The organism is Alteromonas sp. AWQ4_252, assembly GCF_056158205.1.
Map to the genome: position 1 here is coordinate 3801570 of NZ_JBSWSV010000001.1, position 18227 is coordinate 3819796.

The following is an 18227-nucleotide window of genomic DNA, read 5'->3' on the forward strand; positions in this document are numbered from 1 at the left end:
TGTATCCGCAAACGAGAGAATGTGTAACTTTTTCCCCATCGCCGCGTCAGTTTCAAAAAAATTTAATACATTAGAAAAAATGTTTATAAAACAATTGTTAAATATCAATAAACAGAAAGCTAAGCAGGTCGTAGTTTACACGGCTATTACATAAAATTTGATCTTTGAGAAATGTCATGTAGTATTAGCTTATAACAACTGGTCAGATGAGCGGATGAGTAAAAATGAGTATTCGAAAAAGTCTTAAGAAAGTTCTTCCTCCAATTTCAGTAACCGAACAGGAAGCACTTGATGCGGGTGATATTTGGTTAGAGTCGTCTATTTATCAGGGTAAACCTGATATGGATGCCCTACGCGCCATTCCCCAGGCCAAGCTTAGTTCTGAAGAACAAGCCTTTATGGATGGTCCTGTACAGGAACTTCTTGGCATGATTGACGATTTTGAATTGGCCAACGACAAGCATATACCAGACGACATACTGGCCTTTTTGAAGAAGCATCGCTTTTTCTCAATGATTATTCCGAAAAAATTCGGCGGTTTAGAGTTTAGCCCCTATGCAAACTCTACAATTGTAGCGACCTTAGCAGCGAAAAGTGGTGCGATTGCCGTTACAGTAATGGTTCCAAACTCTTTGGGTCCGGGCGAATTGTTAATGCATTACGGAACCAAAGAGCAACAAGATTACTGGTTGCCCCGACTCTCTGTAGGCGATGATATCCCTTGTTTCGCGTTAACCAGCCCGGAAGCTGGCTCAGACGCAGGCGGGATCCCTGATGCTGCCATCGTCACCAAAGGACAGTGGGAAGGTGAAGAGGTAATTGGTCTTAAAGTTAGCTGGGACAAGCGATACATCACACTGGCGCCCATCGCTACTGTATTGGGTTTAGCGTTTAAAGTGTTCGACCCTGATCAACTGTTAGGCGACAAATTGGAATTAGGTATTACATGTGCCTTGTTACCTAAGTCGCACCCTGGTGTAGAACTAGGAAATCGTCACGACCCTATGGGTCAGCGTTTTTACAACGGAACCACCCGTGGTCAGGACGTATTTATTCCTATGGATTTCATTATCGGTGGACAGAAGAACATCGGTCGCGGATGGCAAATGCTGGTGAGCTGCCTTGGTGCAGGCCGTGGTATCTCCCTACCAGCAATGGGCGTTGCGACGGGCCAATGTGCGCTTAAAGCAGCAGCTGAATATAGCTTTGTTCGGGAGCAGTTCGGCTTACCCATCGGTCGCTTTGAAGGTATTCAAGGCAAGCTTGCGGACATTGCAGGTAAAACGTTCCTCCTTGAGTCAATGCGTGTTTTAACCACAGAAGGTCTTGGTCTGGGTCTTAAACCGTCTGTAGTCACGGCTATTGCAAAGTATCACATGACTGAATTGGGTCGTGATGTTATGAATTCTGCTATGGATATTTTGGCAGGAAAAGCAATTCAACGCGGGCCTCAGAACACCCTTGCCGGGGGTTATTCCGCGCTGCCTATTGCGATCACTGTTGAAGGTGCCAACATTCTTACCCGAAATCTGATGATTTTTGGTCAGGGCGCGATGCGTTGTCACCCCTATTTGAAAGAAATGGTCGACTTGATCCACAGTGATGACAGCAGTGCTGATGGTCAATTCAACAAAGTACTGAAGAAAACCATTGGATTCAGTGTTAAAAACGCTTTCAGAAGCTTGTCAGCAAGTTATCTTCCATTCCTGCGCAGTTCGAAATCTGCGCTACCAGAAGTGACTAAGTATGAGAAGCGTTTGAACTCATTGGCTGCCAAACTGGCACCAATGGCAGATTTATCACTGGCTGTACTGGGCGGCGATCTCAAAAAAGCGGAGTTGCTTTCTGCCCGCTTAGGTGACGTCATGAGCTATCTGTATGGCGGTATGGCTGCAATTCGTTTTTACGAGCAACGAGTAGAGGATCGCAAGTTAGCGCAACCTTACTTTGAGTATGCCATGCAATGGACTTTACAACAGGCAGAACAGGCGTTAGTTGATTTTGTGTCCAACTTCCCGAATACACCAACTCGCGGGTTGATGCGCCTACTTACCTGTACTTACACAAATTCTGTGAGTGGCATCAGCGATAAATTAGCCTGTAAATTAGCGCTCGCTTCTATGCAGGACGACAGCATTAAAGCACAGCTTACCCACTTAGTACGTCCCGTTGCTGGTGATGGTAATGACATTAACGAACAGGCCTTTAAGGCAAAACACGCTGTTGCTCACTTGTTGGGTAAAGTGCAAAAAGCACTGCGCAAAGAGCCTGTTGTTCCTTATTTGTCATTCGAAAATGCACTAGCGAAATTGCAGGAACGTGGTGTTGTAACTGAAAAAGAAGCAGAAATGCTGCATGACTACAATGAGAAGCGCAAACTCGCGGTGCGCGTTGATGAGTTTACGTTTGATCTTGAGCCTGTAAGTGAAAGTAACCTTTCAGAATCAGAAAACAAAGACGCAGCATAAGTCTTTTGATATGTGACATAAAAAGGTGGCCTTAAAAAGCCGCCTTTTTTTTATTCCTCAAAGTTGAGTGACCTAAAAGTCCTCATATGGCATTGCTCTCACAGAACTGCGAAAAAACTGGCGCGCCTGTAATTCGCTTAACACTCCCCATTGCCGTTATTCCTGGTGGAAAAGTCATTGCTGCAAGAGCAGAAACAAAAAACAAGCTGAAACCCGTGTAGCAATAGGTGTAGACTAACGACAAGGTTTTTACGACGCCAGACCCCATTCATATATACCTCTTGGTGAACTGGCTTAAACAAGAAAAATAATATCCTATTATGGCACAGCTCTATTTTTACTATTCTGCGATGAACGCAGGGAAATCCACTTCCTTATTACAATCTGCATACAACTATCGGGAAAGGGGTATGCACGTCTCTATATTTACCGCGGCTATTGACGATAGATATGAAGTCGGCAAAGTTACCTCACGAATTGGATTGCAGGCGGACGCCACTTTATATTCTACCGATGATAACCTGTTCAAACAGGTTTTTAAGTCTCACCGTCAAAAGCCTCTTGATTGTGTTTTCATTGACGAAGCCCAGTTTTTAACCAAAGCACAAGTAAAACAGCTTGTTGAAATTGTCGATGAGCTGGACATTCCCGTATTAGCCTATGGCTTACGCACAGACTTTCTCGGCGAGGCGTTTGTAGGAAGCCATTACCTGATGGCGTGGGCAGACAAGCTCACAGAATTGAAAACCGTATGCCACTGTGGGCGCAAAGCAACATTCGTCGTACGTATGGATGAGCAAGGTCAGGCAGTAACTGCGGGCGACCAGGTAGAAATTGGTGGTAATGATCGCTACGAGTCAATGTGCAGAAAACACTTTAAACAATTGGTATGGGATCAGCCTCGGTCCTGAGTTCTGTCAGCTTTAGTCTGGGATTTTTTTAACAACAATCGCAGATGAATTTACGATGAAGCATTGACTTGTGTGTGATATGGTTGAAAAATCAAGAATAAAATATTAATAAACACACAGGATTAAGTGATGAAAAATTCGTTTCAGCTTGGTATGGCCAGCTTATTACTTTGCGCAGCACTGCCGTGCGCGTCGGCAACCAAAGCGGTTAATCACCTCCCTGACAACCTCCAGCATTTACCCGATACCATCGAGCAGGCGTTAACCCAGTTCCATACACCAGGTATGAGTGTAGGTATTATTAAAGATGGCAGAGTTGTGTATCTCAATGGCCATGGATTGCGCGACGTGGCAAACCAGCTGCCTGTTGAACCGGATACGTGGTTTCGTCTTGCTTCTACCAGCAAAGCCTTTACTGCTACCACTGTTGCACAGTTAGTCGACGAGAAGGCGCTGTCATGGGATACCCGGGTGTCAGATCTTCTACCCGATTTTCAAATGGCTGACCCTTGGGTTACCCGTGAAATGGATATGACGGACTTGCTTACACACCGCAGTGGCCTGGGCTCCGGCGCCGGTGACAGTATGCTCTGGCCTGAGCCCAGTGGGTTCAGCCGAGAGGAAATTATCCACAACCTCCGGTATCTCACGCCTCAATACAGCTTCCGTCGAAACTATGCTTATTCCAATGTGATGTATATTACCGCCGGTGAGATCGTTGCACATGAAACCAAGATGAGTTGGGAAAAGCGCTTACAAGAGTCTGTATTCAAACCTCTGGGTATGACATGTTTTGGTGGCGACGTCCCAGAAAGCGTGCTTGATAACAGAGCACTGAGTTATGGCCACAATGACGAACGCGGTATTTATCCTATACCCAGAAACCAAATCGCGGCAAAAGGGATAGTATCAGCGGCAGCCGGGGGAATTTCCTGTAATGCACCTGATATGCTGCGCTGGCTGCAAATGTGGCTTGATAAGGGCAAACTTCCCTCTGGTGATTCTCTGATAAGCGAAGGAGCTGTTGAATACATGCTTCGCCCCCATACAGTATTGTCTGTAGACGACACTGATCAAGCCTGGGACGACATGCAATTCAAGGCCTATGGTTTAGGTTGGCGACTAATGGATATTCACGGTTACAAAGTAGTCTCTCATACTGGAACCCTATCGGGCTACCAAGCTTACGTAGCGTTTGTGCCGGAATTATCTTTAGGCGTGGTAGTCCTTAATAATGGTTCGAACTATGGTGCTCGCGGTGCCGTCATGCAGACCATTTTAAAAGGCTACATGCCAGAAGCGCCAACGACAGACTGGGTGGCACAATACCAGAGTTATCAGGATGAGAGAGAAGCAAGGTACTTGAAAAATTACGTAAAACCCTCAGGAAGTGGGCAGGTTTTACTTGAAACTGATGCTTACACAGGCACGTTTTCAGACCCTTGGTTTGGCGGGTTTTCTCTGGTCAGGCAGGGTAAGGATATCCGGATATCTTCAGAAAAAATGCCAATGTTAACTGGCACAGTTGAGCCGTTTGATGCGCACACATTTACCATTCATTGGGATAACCAAAACGCAGCAACCAATGCATTTATTCACTTCGAGGTAGATGTTGAAAATAACGTCAATGGTTTTACGTTGCACCCATTTACGGTTAAAAAGAAAGAAAATCACGAATGGCGTGATATGCATTTTATCAAGCAAGACAACTAGCGCGTGTTGACCGTTGCGATACGTTTTTGCACTAAAGGTCAACACACTCTATTTTGTTCAAAAAAAAGCCCGCTAGTTGTAGCGGGCTTTTCAATATCTGATTAATTAATCAAATAAGTATTTCAGCGACAATACTGTCGTACGACCATTTAGTGGACGCGCTCGAATGTAGCTTCCCACTGCAGCTGAACGCTCCTCTGACTCAGTAATAACAAACTCATCAGTCGCATTGTTAATGTTCAGAGAGACAGAAAACTGATCGTTTACCCAGTAGGTAGCAAACAGATTCACAAGATTATAAGCATCCTGCTTGAGGTCATTATTATCTTGAACATAGTATTCAGTTGAACCTTGTAATGATGCACCCACTGACCAAAAATCAGTCACATATTCAGGTGTAATCGTCCAAATCCAGTCAGCCTGACGACGTGGCGTGTTGCCCTCCAACTCCGGTTCGTTTACATCTTTACTAATTTCAGCATCAGTCCAGGTAAGGTTACCGGAAATGACGAAATTATCTGTTGCGTTCCAGCGGCCCTCGAATTCCAAACCAGTTGCTTCATATTCACGCATGAAGGTTAAACCACTGGTCACTTCCGCCTGCGTATCTTCAGTCACTGTGTCAAACAATGTCGCGTTCAACATTAGATCTCGGGTTCCGTACTTATATCCAATCTCTAGCTGTTTGGTGGTGTCGAAACCTGAAGTCGTATCGCTTAAACTTCCATCAGCATTCAGAGTGCCGCCAATTTGCAACAATCTGTCGGCTAGTGCCCTACCGCCTTTCGAATACCGCGCGAAAATAGTTTGGCTATCGCTTAACAAATAAGAACCACCGAAGGAGTAAGAAGTGTTACTCGCTGTGTAGTCGACAATTTGCGAAGACGCACCGGCGCGATTAAGATTAATAACGCCACCACTGATAAACCCACTGTTTTGTGCAGAAGCATCTTCAATCTGCTCAATCACACCGTTACCATTCAAGTCGAAATCTGCATTGCCTCCACAACAGAAGCTGATGAGTTCACCTGAAGCCTCAACAGTATCATGACGCACAGATGCATCAATGAGGATATTGTCTGCTAACTCAAACCCAACATTCAGGTATGGTGCTTTCGTGACATAGTTTAAATCCCACTCCCAGGAAAGGAAGCTGGCAGAGAGCAACCCGTTGTCGACTAATGACGTACCGTCGGCATCTGTAATATTCAATAACTGTGAATTTGAGCCATCTAGCGTTTGAATAAACGTCTGCCAACTTGACCAGCTCGTCGCGATATCCTGATTAGAATAGTAATAACCGACTGTGATATTCACCCCATTATCGAGTTCTTTACGCAAACTGAAATCATTTATCATGTTGCCTAAATCGTTGATCCGAGTGTCGAATTGCAGGTTAGTAAACGCTTGTCCTGTGTACACATCTCCCGCATTAGGTCCGTTTGCCAAAGTTACTGTTGTACTATCACAGTTAAGCGCGTTTCCGTCACCATCAAGTGCACCAGCACATAACGCAGTTGCGAAATTACTTACATCACCCGGTCCTGCAGGAAATCCGTCAGTAAATGGGGCAATAAAACCACCTGACACATCAGAAATTCTAAATTTATTCAACAGGAAGAGAGAATCGGCAACTTCGAGATCAACTTCTACGCCAAATGAATTAACTTTTGACTCAATACCATCCCGGACATCTCGATTTTCAGGATTTCCGTAACTGTCAAAAGTAGAGATATTTGTATTGTAGGCAGAGTTTAAAGTCTGAGTACTGGCATCATAACCTGGCACGGGCCCAAACTCACCATTGCTTTTAACAAGTACAGGCGAAGGAAGGTATGTTGAAACCTTGTCGTCAAGATTTTTGTAATGGAAGCGAATATGACCATTTTCCAATAGCTTGGTAATGTTCATTTTTATCTGGCCGCCTTTATCACCCTCGTAACCAGTCTCACGGGGGCCCTCACCACCTCTGGCAAAACCTGCAATATGGTAGTACAAGTCATCGCTTATTTCTCCGCCATAACGAAAATCTAAACGCATTTCATCGTAATCAACACCAAACGATGTACCAATAGCACCACCGCCAATTTCGCCCGTGTTACTGATCATATTAATAACACCACCGGGAGAGTTACTTGCAAATGTAGAAGCAGAACCACCTCTAATGGCTTCCACATTGGCTACAGACCAGTCGTAGCGTAGGAAGTTATCTGCGTTACCAAAGTTTATATCGCCGTATTCGAGTACCGGCAGACCATCTTCGTGGATCTGGAGAAATTTAGAGCCACCTGTCGCAAGAGGTATGCCCCGAATTGTAATGTTTGCGTTACCACCACCACCTGAAGACTCAGCCCGAATACCAGGTAATGCTCTAAATACTTCTGCAGTTGAACGTGGGGCCAGTTTAACAATGTCGTCCTCGTTAAATGAACTCACCGATACACTGGCTTCCTGCATAGTAGCTCCGCCAGGGCTCGCGGTTACTACAATCTGTTCGTATTTGGCTTGATCTTGTTTTTCAGCTTCAACGTTGTCCTGAGCGAAAACCGGGCTTGCTAACGTGGCACCAATGGCCAGTGCCAATTGACTTAATGCGTAACGCTTATTCATGATTTCTCCAGAAAGGCTTATGTGCTTTTAAGTTAGTTAATTTAATGACCGTTTCCATACTGTTGTAATTTTGTGAAACGGAAACTTAATCGTTTAAGTAATGTAATACAAAAAATCATCACTGTAAATTACTTGTGAACAAAAAAATTACAAACAAATAGCATTCAAATAATATATTGTTTGAAAACATAAACTTGAAAAAAGGTATTTTTCATACGTTAACAAAAAATAATAATAGCCAACCTTACTCGATTAAGACAAAAGTACAAATAAGGCTCTAACGTGTAACTAAACATAGTTCATAGAATAGAAAAGTGCCAAAGTCTGGTGAAATATTACGGGAGGGGGAAGTCAAGGAACTATTTATCAGGCAGTTTCACCTTGGAAAATTGCGAAGGGCAATAGGACACTATCTTTGCTCAGAGAGAGAAATAATTCAGCGGCTCGCTTCCCTTTGTCTGTGCTTGATTGACTAACAGTTGTAAGTTGGGGGCGCGTTCGTTTAGCCTCGTCTATCCCGTCGAAACCAGTTACTTTTAGCGTTTTGGGAATCTCTAAGCCCATCGACAAAGCGCATTGCAGTAACTCCAAGGCAATAATGTCACTCATACACAATATGGTATTCGGACGGGGTGATATACTAAGCACTTCTTTTGCAGCCTGCCGAGAATAATTTCCCCTGCTCTCTGGTATGTGCCAAATGAGTTCGTTGTTGATATCGCACCCAATTTCATTCATTGCCCGGAAGTAGCCATCCAGTCGCCGGTGCGAAATTGCGGTCTCAGTATCAAGGAGCGGGCTGTCATGTACACGACACGTCGTTGGAGAGTCGATAAGCTTAAGTCCTAAAATAGCAACTTCATCTCCGGCAGCAATAGCATGCTTTGCTATTTGATAGGCTGCCATTTCGTTATCGATATTGACAGATGGCCAGTCCCCTAAATTAAAATCTACGGTAACTACAGGCTTATCTTGTTGTTTCAGTTCATGGCCTAATACTGGATTCTCCGGTGCACCATAACAAATGAAGCCGTCAACAAAATCGGCAACATCAGATACACTCTTTGCACTACCCGCATACAGTAACAAATGCTTATCAGCGCTTTGCAGAACGGACGAAACCCCTTTGATAAACATACTGGCAACAGGATCACTCACCATGTATTCAATGTTGTCAGCCAGTATCAGTGCCACAATATTAGATTGACCTTTTCGCAAGATCTGAGCTGCTTTGTTAGGACCGGTATAACCTATCCTTTTACAAGCAGTAAGAATTTCTTCTCGCTTAGTCGCCGAAAGCTGATCCGGACGGTTAAATGCGTTGGAAATTGTGGCAGTGGACACACCCAGCTGAAGCGCTACATCTTTTAAAGTCAGCTTGTTTCTTTTCATGAATTCACTTGAAGGATAAACTAAAATGGAGAGACAGTTCCCGGCACCAGGTAACTTTCAATTGCACAATTGGGTGATGTTATCACGATGTGAAAACAGAGAGCGAATTTTTTATTGCAACGAAAAGCCGGTAATTAGAGAGAAGACCTTCGCAGTACGCTTTACAGCAAAGTGTATAGCAAAACTCTACACGCTCAAGTTACCAGCCAGGATTTTTATTAGGAAAGCTGATACACGGGTCGAGACGCTGTTAACTTTACTACCTTCTGTTTAACTGACTCGCTCACTTCGCTGCTTTCAGGATGTTCAAGAACATCACAGATCCAGTGAGTTAGCTGCTCGCACTCTTCTTGAGTAAACCCTCTGGAAGTTACCGCCGGTGTACCGATTCTAATACCGCTGGTAACAAAGGGAGATTGAGGATCGTTAGGCACTGTATTTTTATTTACAGTTATATTGACAGCATCCAACAAGGCGTCAGCGTGTTTTCCTGTCATCTGCTTATCTACCAAACTTAATAAAAACATATGATTGTCTGTACCATTAGAAACCACAGTAAAGCCACGCTTGATGAAGGTATCAGCCATTACTCTTGCGTTTGCAACCACGTTTTTTTGGTATAAAACAAACGACTCTGACATCGCCTCTTTAAATGCTACAGCCTTCGCTGCAATCACATGCATCAAAGGACCGCCCTGAATTCCGGGAAATATCAATGAATTCAGTTTCTTTTCCAGCTCTGGCTGGCCTTTGCAAAGGATCAGCCCGCCCCGTGGTCCCCGCAATGTTTTGTGTGTTGTAGAAGTCACCACGTGCGCTGCATCGATAGGGCTGGGATATTGTCCTGCTGCAACCAAACCGGCGACGTGGGCCATATCTACGAGTAGAAATGCACCCACTTCATCTGCAATGCGCCTAAAACGTTGCCAATCGACGACTCGGGAGTATGCAGAAAAGCCTGCCACAATCATCTTTGGCCTGTGCGTTCTGGCCAGCTCAAGTACCTGTTCATAGTCAATCTCTCCAGTGTCTTCATTCAAGCCATATTGCACTGCGTTGTACAACTTTCCGGAAAAATTTGGTTTGGCACCATGAGTTAAATGACCTCCATGATCCAGGCTAAGCCCTAAGATCGTATCGCCCGGTGCCAGCAGTGCCATATACACCGCCGCATTAGCCTGTGAACCTGAATGTGGCTGAACGTTAGCATAGTCTGCGCCAAATAGGGCTTTTGCTCTGTCTATGGCCAGTTGTTCTGCCACGTCTACCGCCTCACAACCGCCATAATAACGCTTTGCCGGATACCCTTCGGCATATTTGTTAGTAAGCTGGCTCCCTTGTGCAGTCATCACCGCCTGACTTGTATAGTTTTCCGACGCAATCAGTTCAATATGGTCTTCCTGACGAATGGCCTCTTTTTCAAGTACCGCCGCGATGTCTGGATCGCACTCTTTTAAGGTGGTTAGTAACAAGCTCATGATATCTCCATTGTGTTTTAAGTTTCTTTATGCTAGTTGTAGTACAAGAATAAATAAAATTAATAAAAACAATCGAACCATAAGTTTATGAAATAGGATTGCCTGCCTATTTTCAGCAGGAGTGTAGGCATGAAAAATTTATCTATCGACTTCCTTAGATCCTTTGTGACCATTGCGCAAACAGGAAGCTATACCGTTTGTGCAGAACGTCTCAAGCGCACGCAGCCGGCTATCAGCTTGCAAATAAAAAAGCTCGAAGACGTGGTAGGTGAAAAGCTGTTTTCTCGGGAAGGGAATCGGTTAACGCTGACGCTTGCAGGTAGCAAGTTGTTGGAGTTTGGCATGAAAATTCTAATGCTGAACGATCAAGCGATGGCAGAATTTGGCCGCCCTCAGGTGAGTGGGAATATAAAGTTGGGCATACCCAGTGAGTTCTCGACCACCCTGATGCCGAAAATAATTCGTCGCTTCACCCAATCCTATCCTGAAATATCCATGGAAGTTCACTGCGCACTGAGTAAGGATTTACTCTGCGAGCCCTTAAAGAATCAATTCGATCTTATATTGTCCTTGCAGGAACAACCTGATCCGACTCAAGACGGCTATATCGAAACCGAGCAACTGGTATGGGTAGGTAGCCAGCGATTTGTGAATAATCTGCCAGATAAACTCCCTATTATCGCGGCCCCAGCTCCTTGTATTTATCGGAAGCGGGCTACGAATTTACTCGCACAAAGTAAAAAGCAATGGCAAATTGTTTATACTATTGGCGACTTAAATGGCATTCAAACCGCCATCAATGAAGGTTTGGGCATAACCGTTTTGGCAAAAAGTACGGTCCCAAATGGTTTACATGTTCTGTCTGCGTCGAAAGCATTACCCGAATTGGGGCAAATTGGAGTGTGCTTAGTTAACCCACAAAAAGTGCGCTCTGAAGCTATTGAGCTCCTTGCAAAAACCATTGTTACCGAATTATCTATATAAAAAAAGGCAGCACAATAAGGCTGCCTGAAAACGCTCAACGGAGCACGTACACATGATTGGCCCCAAGGGGCATGTCAGGCTGGATGGCAAAGCCAGCCAGCAGACCAGATAGGCTTGATTTGACCTTTTAAAGAGTGCAGATTCAAGCCATTTGCTGCCATGATTAACTCACAATCGTAGTAGCAGCTTAGTTGTCACTTTTTACCATGGGGTAATCCACCCCTAATTGCTCAAGATAGGTGTCGTATTTTTCTGGGTTGTAGTAGAACTTACGCATCTTGTCCCGATACTTAGCCATAATATCTTCATTGAGATGGATTTGCGGCTCATCGCCTTCTCTCAACAACGACTCGTACTTAATGTCTTTAGTTTGAACATCGTTAAAGTACGCATGCATTTCGGGGAGTAAATCTGGATTAGTGAATAGGTCAACCAGGTTCATCGCATGAGCCTTCGCGCCGGCAACTATCCCCTTATGTGCAATGGGTGTTGCCATAGATACTGCATTGGACCAGTTATGACCCGGTAAATTAGGAATGTTTGATGGATACAGCATGAAAATGGTCGGTACATTCCATGCAATATCTCCCACATCATCGGAGCCTCCGCCGGTAAGTTTATCTTGTGGCGGCGGCTCTCGCATGGGCATGATATCTTCCGCTAAACCTGTCACAGGTGCCCCAATTTCTTTTTGCAGAGCTTTCGCTAATGTTACGTCGGCTTCTGACCACTCAGGCATGCCCACTTTCTTTATATTTTCATAGGCTGCCAGTGCCAGCGGTTTATTAAAATGACCAGGCCAGGCGGTGCCCATAACAACAGAGTCCCAAGACGTATTACTCATCAGGGCGGCACCTTCTGCCATCTTGTCACCTACTTCCCAGAGCGCTTTAATATGGGGGTAGTCTGTTTCACGGAAGAAATACCATGAAGTCGCTTTAGGGGGAACCACATTTGGCTGATCGCCTCCATCCACAATAACAGCATGGGTACGCTGTGCTATGCGCAAATGCTCACGACGGTAATTCATGCCTACAGACATAAGTTCTACAGCATCAAGAGCACTTCGTCCGCGCCAGGGCGAACCAGCACTGTGAGCGGATTCACCGTAAAAATTGTATTTCACAGACACCATCCCAGACATCCCAGGATTGCCGTAAAACGTACCGAAACCATTGCCCACATGTGAGTATAAAACGGCATCGACATTGTCAAAATAACCATCACGTACATAATAAGCTTTTGTCGCCAATTGCTCTTCTGCTACGCCCGGCCACAACACTAAGGTGCCCTCAATATCGTTGGCGATCATATAATCTTTCATTGCCAACGCAGCTATAATATTGACGACCTGACCTGAATTGTGCCCCTCGCCGTGCCCGGGTGCACCTTCAACTATGGGGTCGTGATATGCCACTCCAGGCTTTTGAGAAGCCTTGGGAATACCATCCAAATCAGTACCCAGGGCGATAACCGGCTTCCCGCTTCCCCAGGTTGCATACCACGCAGTGGGAATACCGGAAATACCACGTTCTACGGCAAAGCCGTGTTCTTCGAGATACGCAGTTAGGTAGGCAGACGTTTCAATTTCCTGAAATCCTAACTCACCAAATGAAAAGATCATATCATTCATGACCTGAGCCAACTTGGCTTGCTTATCAATTTTTGCAGCCAGCTCGTCTTTCGCTTTCTCACGCTGTTCAGGCGTTAATGTCGTAGCCTGAACTGACGATACAATTACGCCTGATAGTAGTGCTAAACGACACGCCTTCATTAAATACTTCATATGACACTCCTAACGACAGGCGCTGAGTTTCTTACAGCGCCTGTATCTTTCACCGAGGGTTTACTCTCTGACTGTTGGATAAGACACACCCAACTGTTCCATATAGGTGTCATATTTTTCCGGGTCGTAATAAAACTCCGACATATCGCCTTTAAACTGGGCCATGATGCCTTTGTTTAGATGCACAGCCGGTTTGTCCTGCTCTCTCAGTAACGGTGTATACGACGCGTCTTTAGTCTGTACGTTTTTGTAGTAATCCCATGCGCTGTCCATCAGGGCGTCATCGGTGAGTAAATCAAAAAGTGTCAGAGCTTGGGCTTTAGCACCAGCCAGAATGCCTTTGTGAGCAATAGGCGTGGCCATGGCAACTGCGTTTGACCAGTTGTGACCAGGCAAGTTAGGTATGTTTGCCGGATACCTGAGTGTGATGGTGGGGACTTGCCAAGAGATATCACCAATATCATCTGAACCACCACCGGTGAGCTTTTTAGGATCAGGTGGATCACTCAGTTCACTGATTTCTGTGCGCAAGCCTTCTGGTTCAACACCAATTTCTTTTTGAAGTGCTTTCGCTAACGCAATATCGTCTTCAGTCCACTGGGGCATGCCCACTAGCTTTATATTCTCATAAGCGTCTTCTGCCATTGCTTTATTCATGTGTTGTGGCCAAGCAGAACCAAGTACTACCGATTCCCAGGTGGTATTCGACATCATGGCAGCCCCCTCAGCCATTTTGTCTCCTATCTCCCACAATGATTTTATGTGTGGGTAATCGGATTCGCGGAAAAAGTACCAGCGACTCGCCACCGGCGGAACAACGTTCGGCTGATCGCCACCATCAACAACAATAGAGTGGATACGCTGAGAAAGCCGCAAATGCTCACGACGATAGCTCATCCCTACTTCCATGAGTTCCACTGCGTCTAACGCACTTCTGCCCCGCCAGGGCGACCCTGCACTGTGGGCGGATTCACCGTAGAAATTATATTGCACAGAGATTAAGCCATTACCTCTGCCCGCTCCCCAACTGGTGCTAAAAGAGTTTGAGACGTGTGAAAACAACACTGCATCTACATCATTAAAGTAGCCATCACGAACATAATAAGCTTTGGTACCGAGTTGTTCTTCCGCTACGCCTGGCCACACTTTAATGGTTCCTGTCAGGCCGTTCGCTTCCATGTATTCCTTGACCGCTAGAATAGCGATAATGTTGACGACCTGACCAGAGTTATGACCCTCGCCGTGCCCAGGAGCGCCCTTAAGGATAGGATCATGATAGGCTACGCCGGGCTTTTGCGATGCTTTGGGTATGCCATCGATATCTGAGCCTAAGGCAATAACCGGCTCACCTTCCCCCCAGGTTGCCATCCATGCTGTAGGAATACCAGAGATGCCTTCTTCCACAGTAAAGCCATTTTCTTTGAGGATATCGGTCAGATATTTTGACGTTTGATACTCTTGAAAACCCAATTCGCCAAAGCTGAAGATCATGTCGTTCATAACCTGTGCTTGTTTCGCTTTGTCATCAATGGCCTTGATCAGGGCTTTTTTGGCATCCATTCGCTCATTCTGAGACATACTGGTAGCGGCCAGAGACGCTCCAGTGGCGCTGGATAGGGCCAGCGCTATCAGCGCCGAACCCAGAGTTTGTTGAAATCGTTGTGATACAAGTTGCATAGTAATAATCCCTTATAACTCTAAACGGAAACCCACTTTAAATTGACGACCTAACACATCGTATAAACTGCGGTTTGTTGCCAGGTAACCAGGTCTGTTTTCTGACCCCTGAAACGCTGGGTAAGTCACCTCAGCAGGGTCGGAGTTCATCAGGTTTCTCACTTGCAGATATAACTCTAAAGAACCCACATCGCCCATGGGAATTGACTTGGAGGCATAAGCATCAAGGTAGACCTTTGCCGCCACTGTGTTGTCGTTGATGGTATAGTTTGGTGCGATACTGTCAGGACAATTCGACGCACATTCAATGTACGCATTGCTCAATGTACCTTCTGAAATCCCTCGTGCCGTGAGGTCAAAGCGCATATCGTCCAGGCTATAAGTCACCGACGCGCGGTACTTCCAGTCTGGAGTACTGTTAGCAACCGAACCTGCCTGGTCGATGGCCGTTACACCATTGTCAGTAATCGCTTCAAGGTAGTTTGTAGCCAGGAATCGGAGTTTGAAGTCACCCGGTGCACCGTCAATAATATCCGCAGTGTCAAAACGATAAGTTAAGTCATAATCGACACCCTTTGCCGTCATGGAGTTCAGGTTTTCATAAAGCAGATTAATAGTTTGCAGGGTACCGCTTTCATCGTAAATCATGTTGTCGCAGTAACGCTGAACACCAAATTCAACACAATATTCAGCTGTTGCATCAGCAGATACAAAACTGATCACGCCCTCAATTTCTACTTCGTAGTAATCGATAGTGGCAGAAAAACCTTCAAGGAATGATGGACGTAATACTACACCCAGTCCCCAGGAGTCCCCTTCTTCAGGGCTGACATTCGGGTTACCTTGGAGGTTTTGAATCATAGGTACAGACGCACCATTGATAGTTACCGAGTTTGAGCGAGCCGTACCAGCTGCATAGAGCTCAGATAAGTTTGGTGCCCTAATATCTTTCGAACGGGTCAGACGGAAAGTGGCATCATCAATGGGCGACCATGTCAGGCCGGTTTTCCATGTCGTCACGCCGCCAGACGTACTGTAATCGGTGTAGCGAACCGCACCATTGAAATCCAGATCGTCCATTACCGGAACAAGTGCTTCGAGATACGCTTCTTTTACATTATAAGAACCTTCCGTGACCTTATAGTTGCCATATTTCCAGCCAGAAGAATACTGTGAGTCGACCTCACCATCCATTTCTTCGCCTCGATACTCGGCACCGAAAGCAATTGAAATTGGGCCAGCCCAGCCGTCTATGTCACTAGTAGAGAAGTTTATAGCGGCCACATCCTGAATAAATGACTGTTCACGGCGAGGACGCCCCAGAACATAGTTTAACGCCTCATCACTGGCGACGCCCACGCCCAGACGGTTCAAGGGTACACAACCATTACTAGGGTCAGATAATGTGGAACGACAGACAATATTACCCGTACTTGGATCAACCACTGCATCAGTCGCTAATGAAAGTCGCGAAGAATTATACGTGGATGTCATATGCTCATCAGTATTTGTTTTACCGTACTGATAATACGCATCCCAGTTGAAAAACTTATCGCCCAAAGCAAACTCACCATCGGCTCCAACGACAATACGGGTTGTGTCACGCTTGTTGTTGCTACCCGACGCTGGCATATCCACATTACTGGTATTCAGTGAAAAACTGTCAAGGCCCAACTCTGTCATTTGCGACGATACTGATGCAGGTAAATAGGCGTTGTCTGCGTATATCGTCACGCCTTTGGTGGTTGGATTGATATAGTAACTCAAACCTTCATATTCGGCGTAAGAACCTTGCAAAAACACTTCTGTTTCGCCAAACATCCAGCTTAAGCGGCCGAATAAGTTCTTTCTGTCTATTTCTGCAGCAAGAGAGTTCGTCCCTATCATGCCTGAGGTTGTATATTGCCAGTCACCGCCAATCATCCACTGGCCGGATACCTCGCCATACGCTAACTGCCCTGGCACACCGTCAACGCCAAAATACGTTCCTTCAAGAGGACCAGAAGCAATGAGACCGCCTGGCGTGTAGTTTGAGATACCAATACCGTCACCTACAAAGTAAAAAGGTGAACCCTCTGACGTATCGGGGTTTATCATGGCCACACTGCCATCTTCCGCGTAATCTCTGGTGGTGTTGTGGATACCATTTGCATGGAATGTTTCGCCACTGATTAACAGGTGGCCATCACCGTTTCCTAGCTCCGTACCATAGGTCAGTACAATTTTATTATTTTCCCTGTCGCCGTAAGTGGTTTCGCCATACTCGGCTTCAGCCTTGAATCCTGTATATTCTTTATCAAGAATAAAGTTAACTACACCACTAATGGCGTCAGAACCATATACTGATGAAGCGCCCCCGGTAACAATTTCCACCCTTTTGATCAGTGACTGTGGAAAAGTATTGGTATCTACCTGACCGGTAGAAGCTGAAACCACAGAACGCTGACCATCGAACAGTACCAGTGTTCTGCCAGTACCCAACGCTCTCAGGTTCAGTGCTGCAATACCCGACGCACCGTTACTGAGTGAACCTGAACTGGTTGAGGCCGTTGAACTGCCAGTAACCGAAGGCATAGTGTTCACAAAATCAGCCACACTGTCCGGAGCAAAGGTGTTGATGTCTTCTTCAGACATCGAGGCAACTGGCGTGGGCGTGTCATAGCCATCTCTGGAAACACGCGAACCTGTTACCTGTATGGATTCCATTTTCTGTTCATCAACAGCATTTTCCGTTTCTGATGATTGCTGCGCGAATACAGGTGCATTAAGTGCACTGGTTATGGCCGCCGCTAGCACGAGCTTTTTGGTCCTAAACGTTACCTTTGCTTTCATAGTGTATTCCTCTAATAAGTACGGTGCTTGTTGTAGAGCTGAGTATGTTCTTGCGTTTTATTACCGCTTTGTCGCGTATTTTTTCAGCCGGGACTAACACATACACTTTTGCACAAGACGTACCTAATACACTGTTTTAAATATAATTTATCGAGAAAAAAAATATTCCAAAGGAATTAATGGAGGTAGGATTGAGTTTACACCTTGCTTTTCAGCAGCTTAACCTTATTAACTTTTATTTTAACAAGCACTAAACATATAAATTTTATTTATTTCATAAGCCTTTTATAAATATCGATATAGACAAAAGAGTATTTTGCATAATTATTTTTAATAAAAAGATTAACGAACTTTATACTTTAGTTTAGATTGCACA

10 protein-coding genes are annotated in these 18227 nt (G+C 45.3%); 4 read left to right on the forward strand and 6 right to left on the reverse strand.

All coding sequences use genetic code 11. The annotated features are described in order from the left end of the window. The first annotated feature begins 224 nt into the window (after nucleotides 1-224). From ACXACM_RS16725 to ACXACM_RS16735, 3 genes are all read left to right on the forward strand, one after another. Nucleotides 225-2468 carry an acyl-CoA dehydrogenase gene (locus tag ACXACM_RS16725; protein ID WP_474823156.1) on the forward strand — a complete coding sequence of 748 codons (2244 nt, stop codon included), beginning with the start codon at nucleotides 225-227 and terminating at the stop codon, nucleotides 2466-2468. 320 nt (nucleotides 2469-2788) lie between these two features. Then, nucleotides 2789-3379: a thymidine kinase gene (locus tag ACXACM_RS16730; RefSeq protein WP_474823157.1), complete on the forward strand. Its 591-nt coding sequence runs from the start codon at nucleotides 2789-2791 to the stop codon at nucleotides 3377-3379. 129 nt (nucleotides 3380-3508) lie between these two features. Continuing rightward, nucleotides 3509-5092 (forward strand): serine hydrolase, encoded by a 1584-nt coding sequence (locus ACXACM_RS16735; RefSeq protein ID WP_474823159.1) that lies wholly within the window; start codon nucleotides 3509-3511, stop codon nucleotides 5090-5092. A 105-nt stretch (nucleotides 5093-5197) separates the two neighbouring features. Here ACXACM_RS16735 and ACXACM_RS16740 read toward each other — a convergent pair whose 3' ends face one another. The 3 genes from ACXACM_RS16740 to glyA form a co-directional block, all read right to left on the reverse strand. Continuing rightward, nucleotides 5198-7702: a TonB-dependent receptor gene (locus ACXACM_RS16740; RefSeq protein ID WP_474823160.1), complete on the reverse strand. Its 2505-nt coding sequence runs from the start codon at nucleotides 7700-7702 to the stop codon at nucleotides 5198-5200. A 366-nt stretch (nucleotides 7703-8068) separates the two neighbouring features. After that, entirely contained in the window at nucleotides 8069-9094 is a 1026-nt protein-coding gene (locus ACXACM_RS16745; protein ID WP_474823161.1) for a LacI family DNA-binding transcriptional regulator, read from the reverse strand. A gap of 218 nt (nucleotides 9095-9312) precedes the next feature. Continuing rightward, entirely contained in the window at nucleotides 9313-10572 is a 1260-nt protein-coding gene (glyA, locus tag ACXACM_RS16750) for a serine hydroxymethyltransferase (protein ID WP_474823162.1), read from the reverse strand. A gap of 129 nt (nucleotides 10573-10701) precedes the next feature. On the opposite strand from glyA, the gene ACXACM_RS16755 reads away from it, so the two are divergent. Then, nucleotides 10702-11556, forward strand: a complete 855-nt coding sequence (locus ACXACM_RS16755; protein WP_474823164.1) for a LysR substrate-binding domain-containing protein — start codon at nucleotides 10702-10704, stop codon at nucleotides 11554-11556. A 187-nt stretch (nucleotides 11557-11743) separates the two neighbouring features. Here the strand turns inward: ACXACM_RS16755 and ACXACM_RS16760 are convergent, their stop codons facing one another. From ACXACM_RS16760 to ACXACM_RS16770, 3 genes are read right to left on the reverse strand one after another with little or no spacing between them, the layout of a single operon-like run. Beyond that, the gene (locus tag ACXACM_RS16760) at nucleotides 11744-13342 is read right to left on the reverse strand and encodes a peptidase dimerization domain-containing protein (protein ID WP_474823165.1); all 1599 of its coding nucleotides are present in this window, start codon (nucleotides 13340-13342) and stop codon (nucleotides 11744-11746) included. Between the two features lie 60 nt (nucleotides 13343-13402). Further along, nucleotides 13403-15019, reverse strand: a complete 1617-nt coding sequence (locus ACXACM_RS16765) for a zinc-binding metallopeptidase family protein (protein WP_474823167.1) — start codon at nucleotides 15017-15019, stop codon at nucleotides 13403-13405. A gap of 12 nt (nucleotides 15020-15031) precedes the next feature. Then, nucleotides 15032-17851, reverse strand: a complete 2820-nt coding sequence (locus ACXACM_RS16770; RefSeq protein WP_474823168.1) for a TonB-dependent receptor plug domain-containing protein — start codon at nucleotides 17849-17851, stop codon at nucleotides 15032-15034. Between the last annotated feature and the right edge of the window lie 376 nt (nucleotides 17852-18227).

Excerpts from the sequence above, each read along its gene's own strand:
- ACXACM_RS16725 (WP_474823156.1), top strand. The coding sequence starts at position 225 with ATGAGTATTCGAAAAAGTCTTAAGAAAGTTCTTCCTCCAATTTCAGTA.
- ACXACM_RS16730 (WP_474823157.1), top strand. The coding sequence starts at position 2,789 with ATGGCACAGCTCTATTTTTACTATTCTGCGATGAACGCAGGGAAATCC.
- ACXACM_RS16735 (WP_474823159.1), top strand. The coding sequence starts at position 3,509 with ATGAAAAATTCGTTTCAGCTTGGTATGGCCAGCTTATTACTTTGCGCA.
- ACXACM_RS16740 (WP_474823160.1), bottom strand. The coding sequence starts at position 7,702 with ATGAATAAGCGTTACGCATTAAGTCAATTGGCACTGGCCATTGGTGCC.
- ACXACM_RS16745 (WP_474823161.1), bottom strand. The coding sequence starts at position 9,094 with ATGAAAAGAAACAAGCTGACTTTAAAAGATGTAGCGCTTCAGCTGGGT.
- glyA (WP_474823162.1), bottom strand. The coding sequence starts at position 10,572 with ATGAGCTTGTTACTAACCACCTTAAAAGAGTGCGATCCAGACATCGCG.
- ACXACM_RS16755 (WP_474823164.1), top strand. The coding sequence starts at position 10,702 with ATGAAAAATTTATCTATCGACTTCCTTAGATCCTTTGTGACCATTGCG.
- ACXACM_RS16760 (WP_474823165.1), bottom strand. The coding sequence starts at position 13,342 with ATGAAGTATTTAATGAAGGCGTGTCGTTTAGCACTACTATCAGGCGTA.
- ACXACM_RS16765 (WP_474823167.1), bottom strand. The coding sequence starts at position 15,019 with ATGCAACTTGTATCACAACGATTTCAACAAACTCTGGGTTCGGCGCTG.
- ACXACM_RS16770 (WP_474823168.1), bottom strand. The coding sequence starts at position 17,851 with ATGAAAGCAAAGGTAACGTTTAGGACCAAAAAGCTCGTGCTAGCGGCG.